The following is a 23,162-nucleotide window of genomic DNA, read 5'->3' as shown; positions in this document are numbered from 1 at the left end:
ACCGCATTTCTTGACTTTCCTCTTCCACCTCCGTATGATGGAATCACAGGCATTCACTGGCGCTGCTCCAAAAAACATCGAGGATTCAACATGAAGAAAAAAGTATTTAACATCATCCAGATCGGTGACAAAAGTAACCGTCTGAGCCGGCTCTTTGATATTTTTATTGCTATCGTTATCTGTGCAAATATTCTGGTGACTTTTCTGCAAACCTTTGATGAGCTTGCTTTTTTATTTCCGGTATTTCACGTGATCGAGGTTATCACTATTCTGATCTTCTGTGTGGAATATATTCTGCGGATCTGGACTGCGGACTATCTATATCCTGATAAAAGCGAGCTCCGCTCCCGGCTGCGGTTTCTGATCTCCTTCGACGGCATTATCGACCTGCTGACAATTTTACCCTTTTTCTTCCTGTCCGGCATGGTCATCTTCCGGATGCTGCGGGTGGCGAGGATCTTCCATTTGTTCCGCCTGAATGCACGGTATGATTCCTTCAATGTCATCACTACGGTATTGTATGAAAAACGCAATCAGATCATTTCCTCCGTGTTCATCGTACTGATCCTGATGCTCGCCAGCAGTCTGTGCATGTACAGCGTGGAACATGATTCCCAGCCGGAAGTATTCCGCAATGCCTTCAGCGGCATCTGGTGGAGCATGTCAACGCTGCTCACCGTGGGCTACGGAGACATCTATCCCATCACCACACTCGGCCGGATCATGGCGATCTGTATCGCCTATCTCGGTGTCGGTGCCGTGGCTATCCCCACCGGTATCATCAGTGCCGGTTTCGTGGAACAGTACCAGCGCAAAAGCAGTCTCTCTAATATTAAAGAAGCAGATATTCATGAGATCGCCGAGATCTTCGTAGATAAACGCTTTGCGGACAAATCCGTGGAAGAAATGGAAGAGGCAGAACAGGTCACGATCTTCCTCATTCTGCGGGGGGATCTGTCCATTCTGCCTCAAAAAGATACGATGTTGAAAATAAATGACATCATTGTCATTCGTGGTGAGAATCCCTAACAATAGTGAAGACTGCCTCTTTTGCAGGGGCAGTCTTTATTATTTGTGATACTTATTTGGCTTCCACGGTTTCCGTAGTTTCTGTTGCCACTGTTTCACTTTCTGCGGTTTCAGCCTCGACATTCTCGGTCTCCGTCGCAGTTTCCGTTGTCTCGCTTTCCGTTATCGTAGTATCTGTAGTTTCGATGCTTTCTGTCTCTTCAGCGGTCTCCTCCACCTCCACCAGATCCTCCAGTGTATAATTGAATCCGGTCACCACGTTGGTGGCCACGACATACACTTTCATTTCATAGGGAAATGCGACGTAATACTGGCTGGTCATGGAATTCAGATTACCGACGTTAATGATCACGCTGCGATCTGCAGTCTCGTACTGAATGGTACGCTCCGGATCCGCCAGTCCATACTGTGACATATCCGTCACATTTTCAATCACCTGATCTGCCTTTAACGGTGCCACCTTCAGGATCATCGCCTTGATCCGGTCCTGGTTCAGATTCAGGGAATGATCGTCCGTATAGTACCATGTTTCATCCTTTTTTTCAAAGGCATAGGTCTCTCCCTCATATACATAGCAGAAGCTGGTAATATCATCGGAGTTCACATCCAGCACCGTCTCCTGTGTATCCTCGGTGGTGGAAGTCGCAGACGATGCATTTTTATTATACTGTCGGATGCCCAGGAATGCTGCCGCCAGCACTACCAGTGCCAGCAGCATCCCAATCATCTGTCTTTGTTTCTTTTTCATAATAACACTCTGACCTTTCTGTCTTCGTTTTCTGTCCTTATGCTTATTGCCCTGTTTTGCAGCAAGCGTTTTTATCTCTTCCGTCTGCCAAACCAGATCACGAATCCAGCGATCATACAGCCGACAGGAAGTATCACGGTAACCAGCAGCCCAAGCAGCAGAATCTGTGCGGAATCCACTACCAGATTAGAGACCTCATAGCTTTTTACCGGAATAGATACCGAGGTCTCATGATCTGCCATTCCACTGAATGTATTGGTGAACAGGGTCAGGTTCGCACCGCTGACAACAGAATTTGCATCATCCGTGAACAGCTGCTCGCAACCGTACACGACCAGTGTCGCATCCCCATCATCCAAAGTCTTTACTGCCTCAACACCTAATGCGAAGGGACCATTCACATCATTTTCACCCTGTGAAAAATCCTGTGTATTGTTGACATCCTGTTTTGCAAAAGAGCTGTCGGAGGTGCTCAGGAACACATCATAGGTAATATCACCGGTGACTGTCTCGTCGGTACTTACTTCCTCCGGAACGATGATGCCCTGAGAATACGGCAGGAACAGATATTTTCCATAAGTGCCTGAGGTATAGCTGTCAGAGCTCTGTGTCGGCAGGATATAATACGGACTTCTGTAGTAGCCGTTGGAATCATTCTCCACTACCAGTCCTTTGGCAATGCTCAGATTCATATAGCTTAAGATAGCATCTATATTGGGTGTCTCCTCATCGGTATAGCCGGTTACCAGGATGACTTTTCCACCGTTGTTCAGATAGTCGATCACCTTATCCTTATCATCGGATGAAAAATCGCTGGTGGCACCGTTAATGAACAGACAGGCCGCATCGTCGGGGATAGCATCCAGATCCATCAGATTCACAGTCTCATAATCCACATTTTCCTTGTTCAGTGCGGATGTAAAAGTGTTGCTTAAACTCAGTTCATTATGTCCTATTGTCATATATACCTTGGGCATATCATCATTTAACACATAATCCAGCGCACTGGTGATCTGTCCTTCGCCATCATAACCGGTGGTCGTGGTGTTATAACTGTACGTCGAATAGTCAAAATCATAAGAAGACTCATAGACATCGTTGTAATCAATGACCTTGCTGCGCTTGTCGCTGACCACGATCAGGCTGTTCGTGCTGATGTTGCCGGTGGTGTACTGGGTATAGAACATCGGGTTAACGGTGGGATCCACATATTCCACGGTGATATGATCCGACAGATCATCGTATCTCTGCAAAGTCTGCCCCAGTGTGGTATCCTGATTGTCCTGATTTACCAACACATAGATTGTCACATCATCCTGCATATTTTTCACATAGTCGACGGTCTGATCTGTCAGAGAATACAGCTTCTGGCTGGTCATGTCGATTGCTGTCCAGCCGGAAGGCATCTCGCCCATGATAATATTAACGACTACTACCAGCGCTACAGCTACAGCGATCATACCGGTACTGTAAGCACTGAAGCTTAAGTTTTTCACGGACATGCTGTAACGGCGCTTCTGAATGGACTGTACCGTCAGGAACAGAACCAGTGCCGTAACGGATACATAATATACGATAGAAGATACATCCAGTGTGCCGTTTAACAGGTTGGAAAACGGTGTGTAAAGGTCAAAGCAACGCAGCAGCTTTGTCAACAGATTGCCGGTACTGGAAATAATGGAGCAGATGGAATCCATCATATATCCCAGGAACAATACTAAAAAAGTAAGTACTGCTGCGATGACCTGGCTCTCTGTCACGGAAGACAGGAACAGACCGATGGCAATGGCGGTCATCCCGAAAAGGAAATATGCCAGGATCGACAGGTAAGCCTCTCCCATGGGAACACTGCCGTACTGCGCCATGATCAGCGGGTAAAAGCAGATGATCGCTACGGGAATAGCAAATATAGTTAACAGCGCCAGGAATTTTCCCATTACGATGCCGCCTACGGACACCGGTGCCGTCAGAATCAGCTGATCCGTCTTGCTCCGCTTTTCTTCCGCCAGGATACGCATGGTCAGGATCGGCACGGTCAGCATGAATAGAAAGGTAACGCTGGATACCACATACGCAAAATAAGGATATCCGTTCATCAGGTTATAAACGCTGAAATACAGTCCCAGGAAAAACAGGGTGACTGCAATAAATAAAAATCCGATAAAGGAACGGAAATAGGATTTCAATTCTCTCTTATAAATGGCTAGCATATGATTCCGCCTCCTTTGTAGTTACAGTTTCTTTTTTCTCTTCGCCGGGCTGTGCTTCCTCTTCCGAAGCTTCTGTCTGCTGTGTGGCAGCCTCTGTAATTTCCCGCTTTTTCCTTTTTGAGAACATTTTGTACTTCTCCGGCTGTGTAGGTGCTACATCCTCGGTCAGTTCCAGGAAGATGTCTTCCAGAGACTTCTCCGCATGGGTCATCTCTAAAATAGGCAGCTTTGCATCTGCAAGTGCATAGAAGACCTGCTCTCTGATGTCGGCATTCTCTTTGGAGATCACTTTCAGTTTTGCAATATCTTTGGGAGCCTCAGTATTTTCTTCGATCCTGTCGATCTGCGAGATCTCCTGCAATGCCGTCTTCACCGCTGCGACGCTTCCCTTTACTTCCAGGTTCAGTTCCATGGAACCACTCATAAGCTTCTGCAGATTCTCCGGGGAATCGCTGGCTACCAGCTTACCATGGGCTATGATCATAATATGGTCACAGACCGCGCTGACCTCCGATAGAATATGAGAGCTGAGGATCACGGTATGATTCTCCCCCAGCTTGCGGATCAGATCTCGGATCTCGATGATCTGTTTCGGATCCAGACCTACCGTGGGCTCATCCAGAATAATAACCTCCGGGTAGCCAAGGATTGCCTGCGCCAGTCCGACTCTCTGTCTGTAACCTTTTGACAGATTCTTGATCAGACGCTGCTGCATATCGGTGATCTGTGTCATTTCCATGACCTCGTCAATCTGTTGCTTCCGTTCTTTTTTCGGCACTTTTTTCAGTTCTGCCACGAAATCCAGGTATTCTCTGACAGTCATGTCAACATACAGCGGCGGAAGCTCCGGCAGATAACCGATGGCACGCTTTGCCTCCTCCGGATCTTTTTGGACATCTTTGCCATCGATCGTCACAGTACCCTCCGTGGCTGCCAGATAACCCGTGATGATGTTCATGGTCGTGGATTTACCTGCGCCGTTTGGACCAAGAAAGCCGTAAATCTGTCCCTTTTCCACACGGAAAGAAAGATGATCTACGGCTATATGGTCTCCGTATTTTTTTGTAAGATTGGTTACTTCTATCATATTTGCCTCCCATATCAGTTACTTGCGCTTACCTCAAATAATTCCCGATACTTGTGTCAATCATTATTTGGTGTACTTGTATTACTATATGAGGCAAATGTCATCAAAAGGTGAAACATTTGTGAAAATTGTGTGAAACCGGTTTTGAATCCTACAAAAAACTTTTCACCTTATCGTCAAAGAAGTGCTTAAGTTACCGGCTTCCACCGCCAGATGCAGCGGCAGCTTCTCTGCCGGAATATCCTCAAAAATAAACTCCGGCCCTCCGGTCTGCGCCGACTGAAACAGGAAAAGTACCCCGTCCACATAGAGCACCACTTTTTTCTGGTTGCTGTAGACTGTCAGGGAGAGCAGACCGTTCTCCTGCCGGTGCAGGGTAGAAAGTGCCGGATAGAGTACCGGTTCCCTACTCCATTTCGCCTGATAATAGTAATAGTGCTCCGTCAACGTCCTGCCGTCCTCCGAAAGCAACATCTCCTGCGTAGTTTCTCCGGGTAATCCACGGTATATGGGGATTTTTTCGTCTGTTATCCACAGGTCTTTTACCAAAAATCCACGTTTCAGGCATAACCTGTAAAAATGATCTGTTCCCGGATTCTGCCTTACCCCATTTTTCTGTCCGGCATTGTCCTGCCCGGTCTTTTCCTGTCCTTCGCTTTTCCTGTCGTCATTGTGAAACAGAATCGCATTGGCTCCCATCCGTGCCAGCCGCTCCAGATCTCTTTCCATCTGTTCGTCCTGCGTACCGTACTCACTGAGTTGCGGTGGCAGCCGGTATTCTACGATGTGTGGATGAAATTCGGCTTCGTTCAAATAGATGCCTTTTTTCTCTATGACACGCAAGTCATAAATTGCAAGGTCCCGCTGCCAGTACACTTCCCGTCGATTTTCGAAATCTTCTGAATCCCGGAATTTTCCTGAATCCTCTGTTTTAAAAAGACTACTATCGATCCCGGTTGGGAACCGCAGCCAAGCTCTCACCTGATAGAGATAGGGATCCTTCCTCCCATTCCACAGGTGCGGCCGCAATAATAACGCGGTCATCGGATCCTGATCCACATTCCGATAATTTCCATAAAAAATAGGGCGACCGCCTCCTGCTGTCTCCCATATTTCCATTCGCATCTCAGTCTCCCGCCGCTCCGTCAAAAATTCTTCCGGCAGCTTGAATTCCAACTGTGCTTTTCCATTTTCCAGATTTACTATAATTATAAGATCCTTCCGCATCTGCATCCCTCTTTTCCGGTTTCTCCCTTATAGAAAGAGTTTTTGCAAATTTCGAAACTTTATGCTTACTATCCTTACATCGGGCAGGATCTTCTCCCCGGTACTTCCTCCCCCGAGACATATCCTGCATGAAACTCCATATTAATGTCCCGAAGTTCCTTCTCCCCATCGATGTATGCCTGATACATCTCTGCCAGTCCGGACGAACAGCCGTCACAATTTGCTTCCATATATCCTAAGGATTCCGCTACGATCTGCTCCCGTTCTTCTCTTGTAGTATCTTTGATCAAATATCCTGCCATACGAATCTTCCTGCCTTTCCTTTTGCTTAGTGTCAATGTACCACACTCCCAAAGTTCCCACAAGTTTTTTCACAAAATGCTTGCCCTGACCACGTGTGTATTTTACTATAGAAAAAAGTTGCGCTATGGATGATTCCTGCACAGGCAGCGCCTATGGGACTTTATTCTAGCTGAAACGAACGATTAAGGAGCCAGGTTCTCATGATTTACTGGATTTTAGCCACTTTAACAGCATTTTTCATAAAAGGTCTGTGCGGATTCGCCAATACACTGGTATTCACCTCTATTTTAAGTTTCGGCATCGTAAATGCTAATATTTCTCCGGTGGAACTGCTGATCGGTTATCCGTCGAACCTGATCCTAGTATGGAAAAAAAGAACTTCCCTGCATCCGCGTATCTTTTTCCTCCCTATGCTGTTCGTTCTTGCCGGCAGCATTCCGGGGGCATTTATTTTAAAATACATCACTGCCAATATCGTTAAGATCATCTTCGGTATTGTGGTCATAGGCATTGGAATCCAGATGTGGTTTCAACAAAAAGGGGCAAAAAATGAAGAGACCTTTTCCCCGAAAAAAGTCTCTCCTCTATTCACCGTAATAGTAGGACTCTCCGCCGGATTACTCAGCGGGCTGTTTGGTGTCGGCGCTCTGCTGGCCGTTTATATGACAAGCGTCTGTGAAGATAATGATGCCTTCAAAGCTAATATCAGCGCAGTATTTGCTGTAGAAAGCACCTTTCGCATCTGCCTGTACAGTGCTTTGGGACTGATCCGGTTCGAGACGATCCGGCAGGCGATACTCCTGATTCCCCTAATGCTGTTGGGATTATTCCTTGGCCTGAAGAGCAGCGACCTGATGGATGAAAAGCTCATCCGCAAAATCGTGATTCTCCTGCTCATTCTCTCAGGAATTGTGCTTGTTGCAAAAAGTATTTAATTTACTCATACAGCTGTCCGTCTACAATTCTTACGATACGCTTCGCGGACTGTGCCACTCCCAGATCATGTGTGATCATTACGATCGTGTTGCCCATGTCGTTTAATTCCCGGAACAGCTTCAGTACCTCCTTGCCGCTGGTCTGGTCCAAGGCGCCGGTAGGCTCATCCGCCAGCAGGATCGCCGGCACTGTATTCAACAGATTTTTTACCAAAGAAAAAAACAGGCAATGCCAAAGACCCTCTGTTCGAGGGTGCGGTCACGCTGTTGGCAAGACTGATTGCACCGGTCATGACAGATGCCGCCATTACCGATCTCTCCCTCATCGGCTCTATCCTGATCTTCTGCGTGGGTGTGAACCTCGTCTAGGATAAGAAATTCCGCGTGGCAAATATGCTTCCGGCGGTTGTTCTGCCAAATAGAACCACATTTAGCATATCAGCTTCATTTGCATATGTAAAACTGATTTGTGCTGGTGTCAATTCCGGTGGTATCAAATTTTCTTTGATTGCATCTGTATGTATTTTATAATTCAATTTTGATATTTCACTGTTTAGATTCCAATTTAATGAAAAGCGGCTATTTTCATCTGCTTTCAGCCTTTTATAATCCATGATTATATAAAGTTTAAATTCTGCTGAAATCCATGATGCAAATTCAAATGCAATATCTGAATGTGCATAAGTGCCACCATAACGTCCGGATTTACATACGATTCCTATTGCCCCAGTAGTCTCTATCCATTTTGTAGGTGACATTGTAAATGCATTAGATCCCGCCTGATTTCTAAAGGAGTCGAATTCGACCCCTTTAAAGTTATTATTATGTAATTTTTCCCATAAACCAAGAAACTCTATTGTGTCTTTGCTTCTCATCCAATTTTTAATTACATCCTTTGCTTCATCACTTTTATAGCGTGCAATATCCGTCAATGATATAAATTCATTTTGAAAATCCTATGTATATATTCCAATATCTATTCCATTCGCGTGAATTGTGTCTTTTACAATATTTTTCACTTTATTATCCTCCAGTTCAATTGTAACTATATGCTTTGTTTTCTTCTTCAATAGTCTCACACTCCTGTATTATTCATTTGTCAACTTTCCAGACTGCTCTGCAAGCTTTTTCTCTTCTCGCTTTACCCTGCGTTCCAGTTTCTTAATATCTTCCGATGCTGGTAAATCTTCCGGTTTAATTCCTCTTTGTCCAAGCATGTCCCTAACAGAAGTATTATTTTCCACATGTTCAACAGTGATTGCAGATTCTCCTTGCAGATCCTTTTCTTCAACATTATAATTTGTCATTTCAGTTGCAAGATTTTTTGCGGCAATGGTAAGTGTTGGCAGGAAATCCGCAAGTGGTCTTTTGTCCTGTACTCCCAAACGGTCTTTCATCTGTTTCGTGGTAAATCCACCAAATAAAGCCTGATCTCCTTTAGACCGAATCCGACCAAATCCAGCATCATCTACTCCACGCTCATATATATTTTGAGACAATCTTTTTTCCGATTCCCTTAATTTTCCTCTTGCCTCTGTTCTTTCGATATAAGAAATTCTTTCTTCAATCAATTCCTGTTTTCTAGTCTGAACCGCAAAATAGCTTTGTGCAAAAGCTATCTGCTCCTTTCGTGGATCTCCATTTTCAGCAATAAGATAACATGCATAACGGGTAAGCATATAATCCTCAACTTCTCTATTGGCTCCACTTCCCAATGTGACCATTTTGCTGACGCCAGCAAAATGGTCTTCCACACTAATTCCGTTATTTTTACAAGAAAGCATTCCCTTTTTTACAACATTTTCGAAATTTCTCCATTGAATATAGTCCAATAATGTCATTAATTCTCGTGCATACCAATACTCAATGCCATCCGCTTCATGTCGGATATCATCAAATTTTCTTCTGTACAATTCAATTATTCTCTTTTCCATTCAAATTTCCTCCTCTTATGAACATATTGCTGACGCCAGCAATATGTTTTTTACTATTAATTTCTTCAATTACTCTATCACATTCTCCTTTGTGTTCCTCATCTTGTCATAATACGCCTTATACCTGTATATCGTCCTCTCGCTGACATTATTTCGTTTTGCAATCTCTATCATAGCCATGCCGTTCTCATAGCAATCAACAAAATCATTGTAGATTGCCATCCATTTTGCATTGTGCTTCTGCCTTCCACTTAATTTACGATTTTTATAATATTCCAGTTCTTTGCGTAACTCGGCGTTTTCATTTTCTAATTCTTCAATTCTTTTTAATGCTTCCTCAAGTGTTATAACCTTCTCCACTTCATTGTTCCTCCGTTCATGTCATTTTCGTTTTGTCTATATTATATATTGCTAATTAGTATTAGTCAATTTGATTTTGTCATACAGGAAGACTTTTCATATTCATCATGCAAATAAAATACCGCTGATATCTTTTGCAAGCTATGTCTTTCCATAGACTCTCTGCCTGAATATTCCTAATCCACTCGTCTAGATTCCATTTTCGTTTTAAAGCCGGTCCATATTTTAGAATCAGGGATGTTATTACATCTGCACATCTCTCAAAAGCTGCATTCTCTTTTGCATCTTCATAATACTTCTTTCTCATTGCTGCTCCCTTTTCCGAATATAATTTGTTTTGGCAGCCAATTTGAATTATCTGCTTTGAGCAAATCATAAACATAAATCTTATTCGGTCTTCCCAAGCCCTGATGTCTTCGGTAAATCAAGCCATGCTCCTCCAGCTCCTTCACCATTTTGTTAACCTTCTTATTCCCCAGGTTCATCAGATTCATAATTTCTTCGATTGTGAAAATGATATAGGTAATTCCATATTCATCACGCCATGCGTCTCCATTGGAGTCTGACAAGCACTTGCGATCCAGCAGTATTCCATATAATACTTTTGCTGCATTTGTCATATCTCTGAACATGTCTTCCTTAAAAAATCTCTTAGGTATCCTGTAAAACTTATAATCAAAAGTTACATTTTCCATTGTCTTATCCTCTCTGTCATTCCTAATTTCGCTACTTGGCAAGCAGTGCCCCGGTATATACCCGGCGCATTTTTGCTTGTTGGGGAAAATGCCCCAATCCCCTCGAACTGCGGATAAACCGCAGAGCCACGCTAACGCTTTTTATCAATTCACTTTCTCTTCTTTGAATCTTCCTCATATAGATGAATAACTGCTTCAAGTGCCTTTTTTAGAAGCTCTGTTTGCTCATTATTCATCTTTTTTATTTCTGCAAGATTCTCTTCATACAGCTTCCCCGTTTCATTTGCTTTCTTAGCATACTGAACAACATTTCATCCTCCCGGAACTGACGGATATAAGGACTCTTCGGCTTGACCATAGCTGCGGCAGTGGGCGGTTTCGGGTCAAGCTCAAAGTCCGCAGCCAGTTTTTGCACTGCTTCATAACTGCTCAGATCGAACAGCCTTGCCACAAGGTCGATTACATCCCCCTTGGCTCCGCAGCTGAAGCAGAAAAAAATAGTCCTCATTCAGCTTCAAGCTCGGATGCCTGTCGTTGTGGAACGAACAGCAAGCCATACCGTTGCGGTTGACATTCAGCCCGTAGTGTTTGGCGGCTTGCTTTACGCTGATTGCCGCCTTGATGGTTTCATAGATTGTCATAGAAAAACCTCCGTTCATAGTATTCAGAAAACACGAAACACCCGCCGTGATTGGCAGGTGTTTGACGCTTTCTACTATGGTTATGCCGGATTTTTCAAAAAACAGGCTAATGACAGGACAACTTATCTGAGGACGTAGATTTCTTCACATTTACATGATATAATTAGAAAAATGAAAAAACAGGACAGGAGGGCAAGCATGAACCAAGAATTGATGACTTTGGATTTTTGGCAGGATACGGTCATATATGAGGGCAAAACATTTCCTGTCGGTACGCTTGCCTGTGATGCACTGAATGTCCCTGCGGATACCATTGCAAAGGCGAACGAGCAATGCGAGAAAATCAATCTGCTGCTCGGAACATTAAACGCCGGACAGGATGCTTGTGCACTCTGTCCTATGGCAAGGGAAGCTACTCTGGCGATGCTGGATATTCTCAGCGAAACCCCGCCATTCTCTTATATGGACATATCAAAGCACAGAGAACGGATAGAAAGGGTCTTTACTGCGGACAATGCACTGAAATATGTGGAGTTTGCCACAAAAGCCGCAACCAATTCTTTGCAATTTGAAGAAATCCAGAACTATGCCGAAGCAATCACGCTCCAGCGCTATACCGCCGTATGCGGGCATCTAGCCTACTCCCTTGGGGAATACCAAACGGCCATGCTTGATTTTGCAGAAAAATCGGATTGCAACGAAGCAGACCGCACCGCAGAGGGATTTGCCAGAATGTTCGGCAGCTATTTCACGCCGGAGTTCTCCATCGCTGAGGGCAATGCCTGGATGTCTGTCGCAAATAACTCTGTTCAGTATGTGGCAACCATCCGTCCCGGCGAAAAAGTTGCGAAGCTGGTCAAGCGGATGCACTATGTATCCTTTGTGGGGATGTTCCGGTCTGATCTCTTTGAGGGCCTGTGTGTTGGTCATGCACCGAAGAAATGCAAAATCTGCGAAAAGTGGTTTCTGACCACCAACGCAAGGCACACCAAATACTGCGGCGGCTATGCACCGGGGGACAAGCTGCACCGCACCTGTCGGCAGATCGGCAACCTGAAAAGCAGAGAACAACGGGAGCTTGCGGACGATCATCCGGTGAAACAGATTTATGAGAAACGGCTGAACACCATAAACCGCTATGTGAAGCGTGGTACTCTGGACGCTGATCTTGCAGAGGTTATGAAAAGGCTGGCAAAGGATAAAATGCTTCGAGCGCTGAGCAATGTCGCCTATGCCAAAGGTGATTACGAAAAAGAGATGGGACAGGCGGCTTTGCTAAATGAGAGCCTAAATTATAGGAACACTTAAACTCGGAGGGTTATACGAATGTTAGAATTAACGAAAGAACAAATGGAGGTTATTCAAAAAGCCATTTCAAAGAAGGCTGAAGAAAGTGTACAGGAATTTGATAAAGAATTAGATATTGTTGTGAGCAAGCTATCAACAGAAGGGTGGACTTTACCCGCAGAATTAAATATTTACGCAGTCAAAACAATAGCAAACACAAACAAATTGGATGATATCAATGCATTTTTGAAATGGTTTTTTACAATAGAAGATTTTCAGAAAACCAAAGATATGGTGAACGGAATCAAAGCATCTCCCATTAAAGAAGGACTGAAAAATCTCACAGACCAGTGCTGGCAAGCGTTTCAAAATAAATTGTATGCTGTTTGTGCAACATCGCTACTCTCGGTTATCGAGGGTATTCTGTCAGAATTTAGCGATGACAAGCAAGATGTAAGGATGATGAAGGTTTGTCAAAAGAAGGTCGATACCTTCCCGTCAACAGGAAGTACAATTCAAAAACATGTATGGATTTCTTATAACAACTTCATCCGAAATCTGTATCAAAAAAGCGATTTCTCTGCCGATGAACCTGAAACGATAAATAGGCATTGGCTATTACATGGAAGATCGGATTTTGAAATTGACGAGATGGATTGCATCCGTCTCTTTAATGCAGTTCAAAGCCTATGTATGATTGTAAAAGTAGAAGCAAAAGAAACACAATCTGAGAATTAAAATCAGGCTACTATCCAGAAAGCATTTGTTTAGAAGGGAGGTGCGCTATGCTGAAGGATTTTATATGGAATATGACCGGATACATACCAAAACACCAAGTCAATCCGCACGGTGATGGCATCATTCCCTATGTGGCAGAGCGCATCTTCCAACTGGAACCGGAGCCGCCAGCGGTGGACAGTCTGAACGAATACATCCTGTCTGCCTTACAGGAAAAGAACCTTATATATTTCTCATTCTTCCTGCACCACTACGAGCCGCAGCTCAACAAGCGCATCAAAGACTTTCTCGGTGTGGACGGCGGCGATTTGTACGACACAGACCGATTTATAGATATAAAACTCTCCTGCCGGGAGCAAATGCTCCAAAAGCTGATGGACTATGATCCTGCCAAGGGTGCGGTCAGTGAATTTGCAAAGAAATACAACTGCGACCTTGCTTGAAAAGCGGCTGGCGATCTGCATGACCTGCGGGCGTGTCGGCTCGTGGAAAGGCCGCCCCACCTTTGAAGAACTGGCGGTTATGTTTGAGGGCAGCACAGCAGAAATAGTTCGTCTTGCCGACTGGGACACAGTGAAAACAAACAAATTTGCAATCAGAGCAATAGCCTATCTTCTGAACTGTGAGAACGAAAAATTGCCCAAGGAAATGATGGTGGCATTTGAATAACGAGGGAGTGAGATACATGGAACAATTATTGATTATTGAAGATGATATCGGTTTGAATCAAGGCTTATGCAAAGCACTGAAAGCAGATGACCGTCAGATTATATCCTGTCATGATCTAAAAGCGGCAAGAGAGCAATTGCTTTGCGGCGGTGTATCCCTGATCCTGTTGGATATCAATCTGCCGGATGGCAGTGGGCTTGAGCTGCTCCGGGAGGTCAAGGAAAACATGCCCGGGGTTCCTGTTATTCTGCTGACTGCCAATGACACCGATCTGGACATCGTAGACGGACTGGAGAGGGGCGCTGATGATTACATTACCAAGCCCTTTTCTCTTTCGGTTTTGCGGGCAAGGGTGAATACCCAACTGCGAAAGCAAGCGTCAAACCATAAAAATGCACCGATCCATATGGATCTATTTCACTTTGACTTTGAGGCTATGACCTTTTATGTGGGAGATTCAAAAGTGGAATTGAGCAAAACAGAGCAAAAATTACTGCGTCTGCTTGTTGAAAACCGTGGTCGGACCATGACCCGTGGAGACCTTGTAGACCGGATCTGGACAGATGGCGCAGAATATGTGGATGAAAATGCTTTGTCCGTTACGATCAAGCGTCTGAGGGATAAGCTTGGTGCACAGAAATACATTAAAACCGTCTATGGAATCGGTTATAGCTGGGTGACCAAAGATGAATAAAACCGGTATTGTGATCATACTGCTATGTTTTCTGGCGGCGATAGCTGTTGTATTATGGGAGCGGAGAAAGGCCAGAAAAACGATGGAAGAAATCGAAAGGATGCTGGACGCTGCCATGACCGGCTCCTTTTCTGAAACCAATTTTAATGAAAGCCGGCTGTCTGCTTTGGAAACAAAGTTTGCACACTATCTTTCCGCAGCAGAAGCATCTTCTCGAAATGTAGCACAGGAGAAAGACAGAATTAAGTCCTTGATTGCGGACATCTCCCACCAGACAAAAACGCCGATTGCAAACCTGCTGTTATACAGCGAGCTTTTGATGGAGGAAACTCTGCCTGTATCGGCGAAGGCAAATGTGGTGGCGCTGTACAAACAATCGGAAAAGCTGCGATTTCTGATCGATTCTCTCGTAAAGCTTTCCAGACTGGAAAATGGGATCATTTTACTCTCCCCCCAGCAAGGAGCACTGCAGCCGCTGCTTGAAAGCGTAGTAGAACAATATGCCGCCAAAGCTGCTGAAAAAGGGTTGTCTTTGCGACTGCATGATACAGATATTTCTGCTGCCTTTGATATGAAATGGACAACAGAAGCGCTGGCTAATATCGTAGACAATGCCATCAAATATACAGAGCATGGCACCATTACTATTTCTGCCGTAAGTTATGAAATGTTTGCAAGGATCGATATATCGGATACCGGCACAGGCATTCCGGAAAGTGAGCAAGCAAAGATCTTTGCCCGTTTTTATCGTTCAAAGGCGGTTCAGGAGCAGGAAGGGGTCGGCATCGGCTTATACCTTGCCCGACAGATCATATCCGGCGAGGGCGGTTATATCAAGGTTGCTTCCGTTCTGGGAAAAGGAAGTACGTTTTCCATATTTCTGCCGAAATAACAACAATTCTATCAAAACTGTTAGATTTCATTTTCCGCCGGAAAGAATGTGGAAAGAATCCTGTGCGATAATCTGTATGTATCAAAGGATGATCTCTTTGCATACATACAGATTTTTTCATGGAGGTACTCGTTTATGGAAGTTTTACAGGCAAAAGACCTGATAAAAATTTATGGCTCCGGCAATAATGCGGTTCATGCGCTGGACGGAGTGGATTTAAGTGTGCAGAAAGGCGAATTTGTGGCGATTGTCGGTACATCCGGCTCCGGCAAGTCTACCCTGCTGCATATGCTGGGTGGGCTGGATCGTCCTACAAGCGGCACAGTCATGGTGGACGGGCAGAATATTTTCTCCCTGAAGGAGGAAGCCCTGACCATCTTCCGCCGCAGAAAAATTGGCTTTGTGTTCCAAGCATATAATCTTGTTCCGGTGCTGAATGTGTATGAAAATATCGTTCTACCCATTGAGCTGGACGGTGGCAAGGTCAATAAGGATTTCGTACAGCAGATTGTACAGACACTTGGGCTGGATGATCGTCTGGATGCGCTGCCCAATCAGCTCTCAGGCGGTCAACAGCAGCGTGTAGCCATTGCCCGTGCGCTGGCGGCAGCACCCGCTATCATTCTGGCAGATGAACCCACCGGCAATCTGGATTCCAAAACCAGCCAGGATGTATTGAGCCTTTTGAAAGTCACCAGTCAAAAGTTCGCCCAGACAATCGTAATGATCACTCACAACGAAGAAATTGCGCAGATGGCAGACCGCATTATCCGTATCGAAGATGGTCGGATCGTCTCCCAGAACTAACGGGAGGTGGCTACGATGAATGTCAAAAACAGAAAATGTATTTGGAAATTAAGCTGGCGTTCTTTATGGGCATCCCGTAAGCGTAATATCATTGCAATCATTGCCATTGCGCTGACAACACTGCTATTTACCTCTCTGTTTACCATAATAATGTCCATAAATTCCAGCTATGAGAATTACACCTTCCGTCAGGTGGGTGGGTACTGTCATGGAACCTTTAAGGAAGTGACAGAAAAACAGATTCAAAAGATTGCCGCCCATTCAAATATAAAGGAAATCGGCAAGCGCATCAGTACCGGCTATATAGACAGCGGTGCATTTGCCAAAGTACCTGCCGAAGTCAGTTTTATGGATGCCAACTGCACCAAATGGAGCTTTGCCAAACCTACCACCGGACACATGCCTCAGAGCGGCAAAGAAATCGCCATGGACACAAATGCCTTGAAACTTCTGGGTATTGAGCCGAAGTTAGGAGCAGAAATTGAACTTACTTATACGGTTGGTGCTTTATCCCAAATGCCTTATGAGAAAACAGATACATTTACTCTGACGGGATGGTGGGAATATGATGATATAAGTCCTGTTCACTATATCAATATCAGTGAAGAATACGCAAAAGAAATAGAATCGGAAGCTGTGTCCAATGGACTGGAACCGTTCCGTATTGATTTGAATGTGATGCTGGCATCCAGCATGAACATCCGTGCTCAGATGGAGCAGGTGGATCTGGACTTAGGGTATGCTTGGGATGAAACAGGTGAAGGGGAACTTGTACGCATCGGTGTAAACTGGGGCTACACTTCTTCACAGCTTGGCGAAAGCATAGATGCATCCATACTAATTGCGATTGTCGCTTTCCTTACGTTGGTAATCTTCACAGGTTATCTGATTATCTACAACATATTTCAGATTTCCGTTACCGGAGATATTCGATTCTATGGTTTGCTGAAAACCATTGGTGTCACACCCCGGCAGTTGCGACGCATCATACGCCAACAGGCACTATTTCTGTGCGTTGTAGGCATTCCGATTGGATTGCTGTTGGGATATGGTTTCGGTGCATCTCTGACGCCAGTCGTAATGGCACGAACCACTTTTGGTGTCGGCGTTTCCACCGTCAGCACTTCACCGTTGATTTTCTTTGCGTCTGCTCTGTTTGCGCTAATTACAGTTTTGCTGTCCTGTTCCCGTCCGGGTAAGATCGCTGCAAAAGTTTCTCCAGTAGAAGCAACAAAGTACACTGAAATTGTAAGGAGCAAAAAGAAACACTGTACTACCCATGGCGCAAAAGTACATCAAATGGCTTTTGCTAATTTGGGGCGAAATAAAAGAAAGACTATCCTTGTGGTTATCTCTCTTTCGCTTTCCGTGGTGCTTCTCAATATTCTGGTCACTTTTACCGGGGGCTTTGATATGGAAAAGTATCTTGCAAAGCAGACCTGTGCGGACTTTATTGTAAGCTCTACGGACTATTTTCGTTATAGTCGCTCTGGCAGCTTTATCTCTCAGGAACAAATTGAGCAAATTGAAACCAATATTTCTCCGTCCCTTTCTGGGTGTGGTTACAAGCTGACGGGCTATAAGCCATATGGCTGGATGAGTGAGGAACGCTGGCTACAGGACATGATGCACTATACATCCGAGGAAAATGCAAAAGCCCTCTTGGAACAGCAAAATCGTCGTGATGATCTTGTGAGCCAGCGTGCATTGATCGAAGGTTTGGATGAATCTCTGTTTGAGAAACTAACTGTGGTTGAGGGCGACATATCCCCTATGTTCCAAGAGGATTCAAAAGCAATCGCTGTAGTAGTCCTTACAGATGATTATGGCAACGTAAGTAATCTTGATTTTTACCCGCCTGTAGGTTCTATTCAGACCATAACCTATATTGATGACGGGCATGATATTGACAGCCGTACCGGAAACCTTTGCGATGAAAACACGCCATCGAAATATATACAGTTTCAGATTTCAGAAAGCCATGATGTAGAATATACAGTATGTGCTTATGTCACAGTGCCACACTCTATGAGTTTCCGCTATTATACAACAGGCTACAGTTTTGTGCTTCCTATCGAAAAGCTAAATAATGACAGCCAGCATGAGAGTATCCCGATGTTTTATCTGTTCGATACTCCTGATGATAAGGCAGAAGCATCTGCGGAGAATTATCTTACTGATTTGACTGCGAATGACTTGTCCGAATTGATGTATGAAAGCAAAGCAACACTCCGAGCCGAATTTGAAGACTTTCAGAATATGTTTCTGCTGTTGGGCGGATTGCTCTGTGCCATCATTGGACTTGTGGGTGTTCTAAATTTCTCCAACGCCATGATGACCGGTATCCTTTCCCGCCGCCGTGAATTTGCTGTGCTTCAGGCTGTAGGAATGACGAACCGGCAGCTCAAAACCATGCTGATCTACGAGGGGTTGTTTTACGCAATGTCTTCCGTAGCGGCAGCCTTTATTCTGTCGCTGTTGGTGGAACCTCTTGCAGGAAAAATGCTGGGCAGTATGTTCTGGTTCTTCGAGTATCGGTTCACCATTCTGCCTGTCCTGCTGACAATTCCGGTATTTCTTCTGCTGGGGTGGCTGATCCCCTGCATGATGTATAATAACGCAGCGAAATGCAGCGTTGTAGAGCAATTAAGGGATGCTCAATAACTGTTAAGCAAAAAACGGTCCTCTGCCAATGAAAAGGCAGAGGGCTGAGTTTTAATCTAAGGTTTTACATTCAGTTACAGTTTTTAGATAATTTCGGGATCACCGTTCAATATCAAGTCTGCATATCCAATCGGATCATTGTAGATCAGATAGTCCAATTCTGACCTCTGATACATATTGTCGGCGACCCCATTCTCCACGGCGATGGTATCAATGACAATCATGCTGCCATCTAAGAATTTCAGTTCCACACAGGCATTATCCATGTTGAACTCACAAGAAATCAATCTATCCATTAGAAACCTCCATTCTATGGGATGTTAGATCATCCCAAAATATTTGAATGCTTCTCGGATTGCTTTCTCTTTTTCCGGCGGACACTGTGGCTGTCTGGCAGTCTCCGCTCCCGCTCCGGTCGGCGCAGAACAGAGGTCCACCGAACCTCTTGTGCCCTCGGACTTCGGCAGATTATAGTTCTTACCGACCCCAATCCCACATTTCCGCTTAATTTATGAGATATACAGGTTGGATACCTTTAACCCACTATGCTCCAGCACATAGTCCTTGATCTGGGTGTAGGTTGCCCCATCCTGAAATTCGGACATATCCATATCTTCCAAAGAGAACTCAACCCGAATCTTTTTCGAGTCGACCTCACCCTTGGAAAGCAAGACAACCGTCTCCACTATGCCATTACTGTCTCTTTGAAACACAGATATCCTCCAGATTCTGCGCGCCCTCCGGTCCGATGGGTCTGCCGCCCGTGGTGATGCCCCATCCTGCACGGATCCTGATAATATCGTCGATCTGTCCCTGGGACAACAACGTCTTTTTCCCTAGGATGAAGTTGTTCATCATCAGGATCTTCGCATAATATTCCGTGGTCTCCATGCGGTAATATGCCTGCATGAGATTGTCTCCCCAGGTCAGCGCACCGTGGTTTGCTAACAGTACTGCATTGTATTCCCGACAATAGGGAGCTACCGCTTCCGGCACTTCCTCTGTGCCCGGTAGCGCAAAATGCACTAACGGCACACAGCCTAAGGACAGAACTCCTTCCATCAGCACCGGTTCTTCCAGGCTGATGCCCGCGCAGGCAAACGCCGTTGCTGTAAGGGGATGTGCATGGACCACGCCCTGTACCTTCGGGTTCTCTTTGAATACTCTGAGGTGCATCTTGATCTCGCTGGAAGGCTTGTGCGTTCCCTCCAACACATTCCCGTCCAGATCCAGTTTTACCAGCATGTCCTCTGTCATAAATCCCTTAGAAACTCCCGTAGGTGTTGCCCAGATTCCATTGTCCCCTACTTTACAGGAGATATTCCCGTCGTTCGCTGCCACAAAGCCGCCCTGATACATTCTGCGGCCTACCTCTAAGATCATCTGTTTTGCCTGTGCATCTGATATATATTCCATACTAATCTCCATTCCGCAGACGATTCCTTCCGTCGGAGGAATCCTCCTTTTCCGTTCCGGCATGCAATAATATATTACCTTATTGCCCTTCTCCTTGTCCAGCTGATATTCCCAATAATCTTTTATGCATGCTTCCTAAACATATTCTTTCGTAACTAATTATCTTTCCCTAGGTATTGTACCAAGTCGCTGGTGCGACAGCCAGCCCTAAGTACATCAAACTACCACTTTTTTACCTGTCAATACTGCATTATATCTTTAATCTCACCTTCCTTTAATTGCAGTCTTTTTTCGGTCTCCTTATATTTCACCACAGTATCCACATCCGAATATGCAGTAAAAACGGCACCAGTGATTCTTCCGTCTTTCCAGCTCATGGAAAGTTCCAGATTTCCTATCAGATGCATTCCCCGTACGGCGCCGGTCTTCCATGCAGCCGGCAATGCAGGGAGAAGCAGGATTCTCTCCTCATTGCTCTGAACCAGCATCCCATTCATGGCAGCGCAGATCCCAAAATTGCCGTCAATCTGGAATGGAGGATGTTTGTCCAACAGATTAGGATAGGTCGAGACCTCCAACATCTTCCGGATGTTGTCATATGCTGCTTCAGCGTTCCACAGGCTGACATAGTGATTCGTGATCCATGCCCTACTCCATCCGGTATGTCCGCCGCCGTGGGACAGGCGGTATTCCAGGGTCTTGCGGCAAGCCTCAGCCAGTTCAGGGGTGCCGTCTGCAGTAATCTCTCCGGCGGGGTACAGCCCATACAGATGGGAAATATGGCGGTGTCCGGGTTCTGTTTCCTCGTATTCCTCCATCCATTCCATCAGGCGTCCGTCACTGCCGATCCTGTTGGGCGGCAGTCTGTCGTACATTTTGCGGATTGTTCCCATCAGTTCCTTTATGTCACCGGCTTCCGGAATCTCACAGGCTTCCGGTACCTGTTCTCCCAGTTCCTTCCAGGCTCCCAAGCATCCTTTGAACAGATCCCTCAGAATCTGATTGTCCATGGTTGCACCGATACAGCAGCATCCTTTTTGTCCATTCGGCAGAATATATGTATTCTCCGGTGAAACAGAAGGATTTGTCACCAGATATCCGTCTTTTTCTTCCAGATAATCCACAAAGAATAGTGCTGCCTCTGCCATGACAGGGAAAGCTTCCCGTAAAAATACCAGATTCTTTGTATAGCGGTAATGCATCCATAGGTGCGTACACAGCCATGCTGCTCCCATCACCCAATAAGTCCCGGGATACCATGTATCCTGTGGTGCGGTATCTCCATGAATATCCGTATTGTGATGCGCCACAAATCCCCGGCACCCATACATTTCTCTGGCGGTATATCTGCCGTTCTTCTGCACCTTTTTTAACAATTCAAATAAGGGAATATGACACTCTGACAGATTGCAGTTTTCCACATGCCAGTAGTTCATCTCTGTATTGATATTGATGGTATACTTACTGTCCCATGCTGGGAAAAATTCACAATTCCAAAGTCCCTGCAGTGTGGTCGGCAACCCTCCCTCCCTGCTGGCAGCAATCGTAAGATAGCGTCCATAATCATAGAGCAGCTTCATCAATCCCACGTCTTCTGTCTGTTCTGCATGCTCCTGCTTCCCTTTCCGAAGTCTCTCAAGGCGCAGATCCGTAGGCAGATTCTCGTACCGCTCTGCGCCTTCTACTTCAAACACAAAACGGTCATATAAAGATTTATGATCTGCCACATGCTCTGCTTTAAGGGTATCATAAGACAGAAGCATCGCCGCCTTCAGGCGCTGATCCATTTTCTCTGCCAGAAGTGCCTGCATTGCCATCTGGTATAGGAACTCTGTTCTTGCAGAGCCAGTCAATTCTTCATCCAGCCCCACAGGCAGTTCCCTACCAGCTTTCAGATACGCCTCCGCATACCGATCCTTTTCTGGTATACTGTAGTGATAAGTGGAATCTGCAGTAAACCACAGCACCACTTCCTCTGCTCCTTCTGCCTTCAGACATTCCCCCTGGGTCAAAATCCGTCCGCCAGTAGACACAGCACGCAGTTCCATGGCAAATTCATATCCGCCTCTTCCCAGATTGCCATAAAGTCTTATGCCATTCTCTCCAACCTTACAAGTTCCGTCAAACCAGCTTTCTCTTCGAAGCTTCGCTAAAAAATTCACTTTCCCCTTGCCCCTTGTGCGGAAGCGCATCACCAGACAGTCCGCCGGGTGAGAGGCAAATATTTCCCTCTCATATATACTGTCACCAACAGCGAACTCTGTCCGGCAGATTGCCGTTTCCAGATCCAGACATCTCTCATAATGTTTTGTTCCTTCACAGAGGATCATATCCCGCAGTTTACCGCTTTTCCGTTCTCTGCCGCCTTCGATCCCATCAAAGAAAAATTGTACATCCCCAAGTGTCTGATAAGGATGCATTCCTTCCGGGCAGGCCGATAATGCGGTCTCCATCAGATGCTCAGCCTCCGGAATTCTGCCGTCCCGAAGGAGCTGTCGTATCTTCGGCAGATTTTCTTTTGCATCGGGATTGTGACGGTTTACAGGTCCACCCAACCAGATGCTCTCTTCATTTACCTGGAGCCGTTCTCTGTCCGTACCTCCGTAGACCATGGCACCGATTCTGCCATTTCCTATAGGAAGAGCTTCTTCCCATTCCGATGCCGGATGATCATACCATAACCTACTCATGCCATTTCTCCTTTTTTCCTGTTATTATATATTTTTTTGCACACATTTCCCTGATCCTGACTGTATTCTAACATGTTTTTCTTAACAGCAAAAGCATCCGCTTATCGCCGATGCTTTTGCTCCTGTTCTTATCAGC

21 protein-coding genes and 6 pseudogenes are annotated in these 23,162 nt (G+C 45.3%); 11 read left to right on the top strand and 16 right to left on the bottom strand.

The genetic code is table 11. The features are described 5' to 3' along the window. Positions 1-90: 90 nt before the first annotated feature. Positions 91-1,029: an ion transporter gene (locus DW835_RS04550; protein WP_118669270.1), complete on the top strand. Its 939-nt coding sequence runs from the start codon at positions 91-93 to the stop codon at positions 1,027-1,029. 52 nt (positions 1,030-1,081) lie between these two features. Here DW835_RS04550 and DW835_RS04545 read toward each other — a convergent pair whose 3' ends face one another. The 5 genes from DW835_RS04545 to DW835_RS04525 all read right to left on the bottom strand — a co-directional run bounded on the left by DW835_RS04545 (position 1,082) and on the right by DW835_RS04525 (position 6,603). Then, positions 1,082-1,777, bottom strand: a complete 696-nt coding sequence (locus tag DW835_RS04545) for a DUF4340 domain-containing protein (protein ID WP_182430245.1) — start codon at positions 1,775-1,777, stop codon at positions 1,082-1,084. A 71-nt stretch (positions 1,778-1,848) separates the two neighbouring features. Further along, on the bottom strand, positions 1,849-3,987 hold the full coding sequence (locus DW835_RS04540) for a Gldg family protein (protein WP_118669271.1): 2,139 nt from the start codon (positions 3,985-3,987) through the stop codon (positions 1,849-1,851). After that, complete coding sequence (locus DW835_RS04535; protein ID WP_118501625.1) at positions 3,971-5,074, bottom strand: ABC transporter ATP-binding protein; 1,104 nt, start codon at positions 5,072-5,074, stop codon at positions 3,971-3,973. The genes DW835_RS04540 and DW835_RS04535 overlap by 17 nt, the downstream gene beginning before the upstream one ends. 165 nt (positions 5,075-5,239) lie before the next feature. Beyond that, positions 5,240-6,301, bottom strand: a complete 1,062-nt coding sequence (locus DW835_RS04530; protein ID WP_118538945.1) for a hypothetical protein — start codon at positions 6,299-6,301, stop codon at positions 5,240-5,242. Positions 6,302-6,375: 74 nt separating this feature from the next. Further along, positions 6,376-6,603: a purine biosynthesis protein PurH gene (locus tag DW835_RS04525; protein WP_117465212.1), complete on the bottom strand. Its 228-nt coding sequence runs from the start codon at positions 6,601-6,603 to the stop codon at positions 6,376-6,378. A 201-nt stretch (positions 6,604-6,804) separates the two neighbouring features. On the opposite strand from DW835_RS04525, the gene DW835_RS04520 reads away from it, so the two are divergent. Next, positions 6,805-7,539, top strand: a complete 735-nt coding sequence (locus tag DW835_RS04520) for a sulfite exporter TauE/SafE family protein (protein ID WP_243026416.1) — start codon at positions 6,805-6,807, stop codon at positions 7,537-7,539. Between the two features lies 1 nt (position 7,540). Here DW835_RS04520 and DW835_RS04515 read toward each other — a convergent pair. Continuing rightward, positions 7,541-7,738, bottom strand: a pseudogene (locus DW835_RS04515) (ABC transporter ATP-binding protein); the annotation flags it as partial. Here DW835_RS04515 and DW835_RS18330 point away from each other — a divergent pair. Continuing rightward, a complete protein-coding gene (locus tag DW835_RS18330; protein WP_117465209.1) occupies positions 7,729-7,908 on the top strand; it encodes a DUF554 family protein in 180 nt (59 codons plus the stop codon). The pseudogene DW835_RS04515 and the gene DW835_RS18330 overlap by 10 nt on opposite strands. Positions 7,909-7,949: 41 nt before the next feature. Here the strand turns inward: DW835_RS18330 and DW835_RS04505 are convergent. From DW835_RS04505 to DW835_RS04480, 6 genes and pseudogenes are all read right to left on the bottom strand, one after another. Continuing rightward, positions 7,950-8,558: pseudogene (locus DW835_RS04505) on the bottom strand (KilA-N domain-containing protein); the annotation flags it as partial. 69 nt (positions 8,559-8,627) lie between these two features. Next, positions 8,628-9,473: a DNA damage-inducible protein D gene (dinD, locus tag DW835_RS04500; RefSeq protein WP_118669272.1), complete on the bottom strand. Its 846-nt coding sequence runs from the start codon at positions 9,471-9,473 to the stop codon at positions 8,628-8,630. Positions 9,474-9,542: 69 nt separating this feature from the next. Next, positions 9,543-9,833, bottom strand: coding sequence for a helix-turn-helix domain-containing protein (locus DW835_RS04495; RefSeq protein WP_118538943.1), 291 nt, complete (start codon positions 9,831-9,833; stop codon positions 9,543-9,545). Positions 9,834-9,912: 79 nt separating this feature from the next. Continuing rightward, on the bottom strand, positions 9,913-10,140 hold the full coding sequence (locus tag DW835_RS04490; RefSeq protein WP_109257873.1) for a hypothetical protein: 228 nt from the start codon (positions 10,138-10,140) through the stop codon (positions 9,913-9,915). Further along, positions 10,121-10,528, bottom strand: a complete 408-nt coding sequence (locus DW835_RS04485; protein WP_118538941.1) for a replication initiator protein A — start codon at positions 10,526-10,528, stop codon at positions 10,121-10,123. The genes DW835_RS04490 and DW835_RS04485 overlap by 20 nt, the downstream gene beginning before the upstream one ends. Positions 10,529-10,832: 304 nt before the next feature. Beyond that, positions 10,833-11,169: pseudogene (locus DW835_RS04480) on the bottom strand (CHC2 zinc finger domain-containing protein); the annotation flags it as partial. Between DW835_RS04480 and DW835_RS17915 the strand changes: the two are divergent. From DW835_RS17915 to DW835_RS04445, 8 genes and pseudogenes are all read left to right on the top strand, one after another. After that, a complete protein-coding gene (locus DW835_RS17915; RefSeq protein WP_182427082.1) occupies positions 11,065-11,307 on the top strand; it encodes a hypothetical protein in 243 nt (80 codons plus the stop codon). The pseudogene DW835_RS04480 and the gene DW835_RS17915 overlap by 105 nt on opposite strands. Positions 11,308-11,367: 60 nt before the next feature. Beyond that, on the top strand, positions 11,368-12,477 hold the full coding sequence (locus tag DW835_RS04475; RefSeq protein WP_117465205.1) for a DUF6076 domain-containing protein: 1,110 nt from the start codon (positions 11,368-11,370) through the stop codon (positions 12,475-12,477). An 18-nt stretch (positions 12,478-12,495) separates the two neighbouring features. After that, positions 12,496-13,194, top strand: coding sequence for a hypothetical protein (locus DW835_RS04470; protein ID WP_117465204.1), 699 nt, complete (start codon positions 12,496-12,498; stop codon positions 13,192-13,194). 47 nt (positions 13,195-13,241) lie between these two features. Continuing rightward, a pseudogene (locus tag DW835_RS04465) lies at positions 13,242-13,863 on the top strand (hypothetical protein). A 16-nt stretch (positions 13,864-13,879) separates the two neighbouring features. Next, the gene (locus DW835_RS04460; RefSeq protein WP_117465318.1) at positions 13,880-14,557 is read left to right on the top strand and encodes a response regulator transcription factor; all 678 of its coding nucleotides are present in this window, start codon (positions 13,880-13,882) and stop codon (positions 14,555-14,557) included. Beyond that, positions 14,550-15,449 carry a HAMP domain-containing sensor histidine kinase gene (locus tag DW835_RS04455; RefSeq protein WP_118501618.1) on the top strand — a complete coding sequence of 300 codons (900 nt, stop codon included), beginning with the start codon at positions 14,550-14,552 and terminating at the stop codon, positions 15,447-15,449. Before DW835_RS04460 ends, DW835_RS04455 begins: the two co-directional genes overlap by 8 nt. 135 nt (positions 15,450-15,584) lie before the next feature. Then, positions 15,585-16,256: an ABC transporter ATP-binding protein gene (locus DW835_RS04450; RefSeq protein ID WP_118538939.1), complete on the top strand. Its 672-nt coding sequence runs from the start codon at positions 15,585-15,587 to the stop codon at positions 16,254-16,256. A 15-nt stretch (positions 16,257-16,271) separates the two neighbouring features. Further along, positions 16,272-18,920, top strand: coding sequence for an ABC transporter permease (locus DW835_RS04445; protein ID WP_118501616.1), 2,649 nt, complete (start codon positions 16,272-16,274; stop codon positions 18,918-18,920). A 51-nt stretch (positions 18,921-18,971) separates the two neighbouring features. On the opposite strand, the pseudogene DW835_RS04440 reads toward DW835_RS04445, so the two are convergent. The 4 genes and pseudogenes from DW835_RS04440 to DW835_RS04425 all read right to left on the bottom strand — a co-directional run bounded on the left by DW835_RS04440 (position 18,972) and on the right by DW835_RS04425 (position 23,026). After that, a pseudogene (locus tag DW835_RS04440) lies at positions 18,972-19,216 on the bottom strand (DUF6061 family protein). A gap of 24 nt (positions 19,217-19,240) precedes the next feature. Further along, positions 19,241-19,618: pseudogene (locus DW835_RS04435) on the bottom strand (hypothetical protein); the annotation flags it as partial. After that, positions 19,614-20,336 carry a class II aldolase/adducin family protein gene (locus DW835_RS04430; RefSeq protein WP_207664184.1) on the bottom strand — a complete coding sequence of 241 codons (723 nt, stop codon included), beginning with the start codon at positions 20,334-20,336 and terminating at the stop codon, positions 19,614-19,616. The gene DW835_RS04430 and the pseudogene DW835_RS04435, both read right to left, overlap by 5 nt. Positions 20,337-20,575: 239 nt before the next feature. Continuing rightward, positions 20,576-23,026: a glycoside hydrolase family 95 protein gene (locus DW835_RS04425; protein ID WP_118538937.1), complete on the bottom strand. Its 2,451-nt coding sequence runs from the start codon at positions 23,024-23,026 to the stop codon at positions 20,576-20,578. Positions 23,027-23,162 lie beyond the last annotated feature (136 nt).

The organism is Clostridium sp. AM34-9AC, from assembly GCF_003480225.1.
In the GTDB taxonomy this organism is placed as follows: Bacteria; Bacillota; Clostridia; order Lachnospirales; family Lachnospiraceae; genus Acetatifactor; species Acetatifactor acetigignens.
The sequence above is the reverse complement of the archived record's forward strand: the minus strand, read 5'-3'. Positions and strand labels throughout refer to the sequence as shown.

Bases quoted from the DNA above. Each gene is read 5' to 3' on its own strand.
- DW835_RS04550 (WP_118669270.1), top strand. From the start codon at position 91: ATGAAGAAAAAAGTATTTAACATCATCCAGATCGGTGACAAAAGTAAC.
- DW835_RS04545 (WP_182430245.1), bottom strand. From the start codon at position 1,777: ATGAAAAAGAAACAAAGACAGATGATTGGGATGCTGCTGGCACTGGTA.
- DW835_RS04540 (WP_118669271.1), bottom strand. From the start codon at position 3,987: ATGCTAGCCATTTATAAGAGAGAATTGAAATCCTATTTCCGTTCCTTT.
- DW835_RS04535 (WP_118501625.1), bottom strand. From the start codon at position 5,074: ATGATAGAAGTAACCAATCTTACAAAAAAATACGGAGACCATATAGCC.
- DW835_RS04530 (WP_118538945.1), bottom strand. From the start codon at position 6,301: ATGCGGAAGGATCTTATAATTATAGTAAATCTGGAAAATGGAAAAGCA.
- DW835_RS04525 (WP_117465212.1), bottom strand. From the start codon at position 6,603: ATGGCAGGATATTTGATCAAAGATACTACAAGAGAAGAACGGGAGCAG.
- DW835_RS04520 (WP_243026416.1), top strand. From the start codon at position 6,805: ATGATTTACTGGATTTTAGCCACTTTAACAGCATTTTTCATAAAAGGT.
- dinD (WP_118669272.1), bottom strand. From the start codon at position 9,473: ATGGAAAAGAGAATAATTGAATTGTACAGAAGAAAATTTGATGATATC.
- DW835_RS04490 (WP_109257873.1), bottom strand. From the start codon at position 10,140: ATGAGAAAGAAGTATTATGAAGATGCAAAAGAGAATGCAGCTTTTGAG.
- DW835_RS04485 (WP_118538941.1), bottom strand. From the start codon at position 10,528: ATGGAAAATGTAACTTTTGATTATAAGTTTTACAGGATACCTAAGAGA.
- DW835_RS04475 (WP_117465205.1), top strand. From the start codon at position 11,368: ATGAACCAAGAATTGATGACTTTGGATTTTTGGCAGGATACGGTCATA.
- DW835_RS04470 (WP_117465204.1), top strand. From the start codon at position 12,496: ATGTTAGAATTAACGAAAGAACAAATGGAGGTTATTCAAAAAGCCATT.
- DW835_RS04460 (WP_117465318.1), top strand. From the start codon at position 13,880: ATGGAACAATTATTGATTATTGAAGATGATATCGGTTTGAATCAAGGC.
- DW835_RS04455 (WP_118501618.1), top strand. From the start codon at position 14,550: ATGAATAAAACCGGTATTGTGATCATACTGCTATGTTTTCTGGCGGCG.
- DW835_RS04450 (WP_118538939.1), top strand. From the start codon at position 15,585: ATGGAAGTTTTACAGGCAAAAGACCTGATAAAAATTTATGGCTCCGGC.
- DW835_RS04445 (WP_118501616.1), top strand. From the start codon at position 16,272: ATGAATGTCAAAAACAGAAAATGTATTTGGAAATTAAGCTGGCGTTCT.
- DW835_RS04430 (WP_207664184.1), bottom strand. From the start codon at position 20,336: ATGGAATATATATCAGATGCACAGGCAAAACAGATGATCTTAGAGGTA.
- DW835_RS04425 (WP_118538937.1), bottom strand. From the start codon at position 23,026: ATGAGTAGGTTATGGTATGATCATCCGGCATCGGAATGGGAAGAAGCT.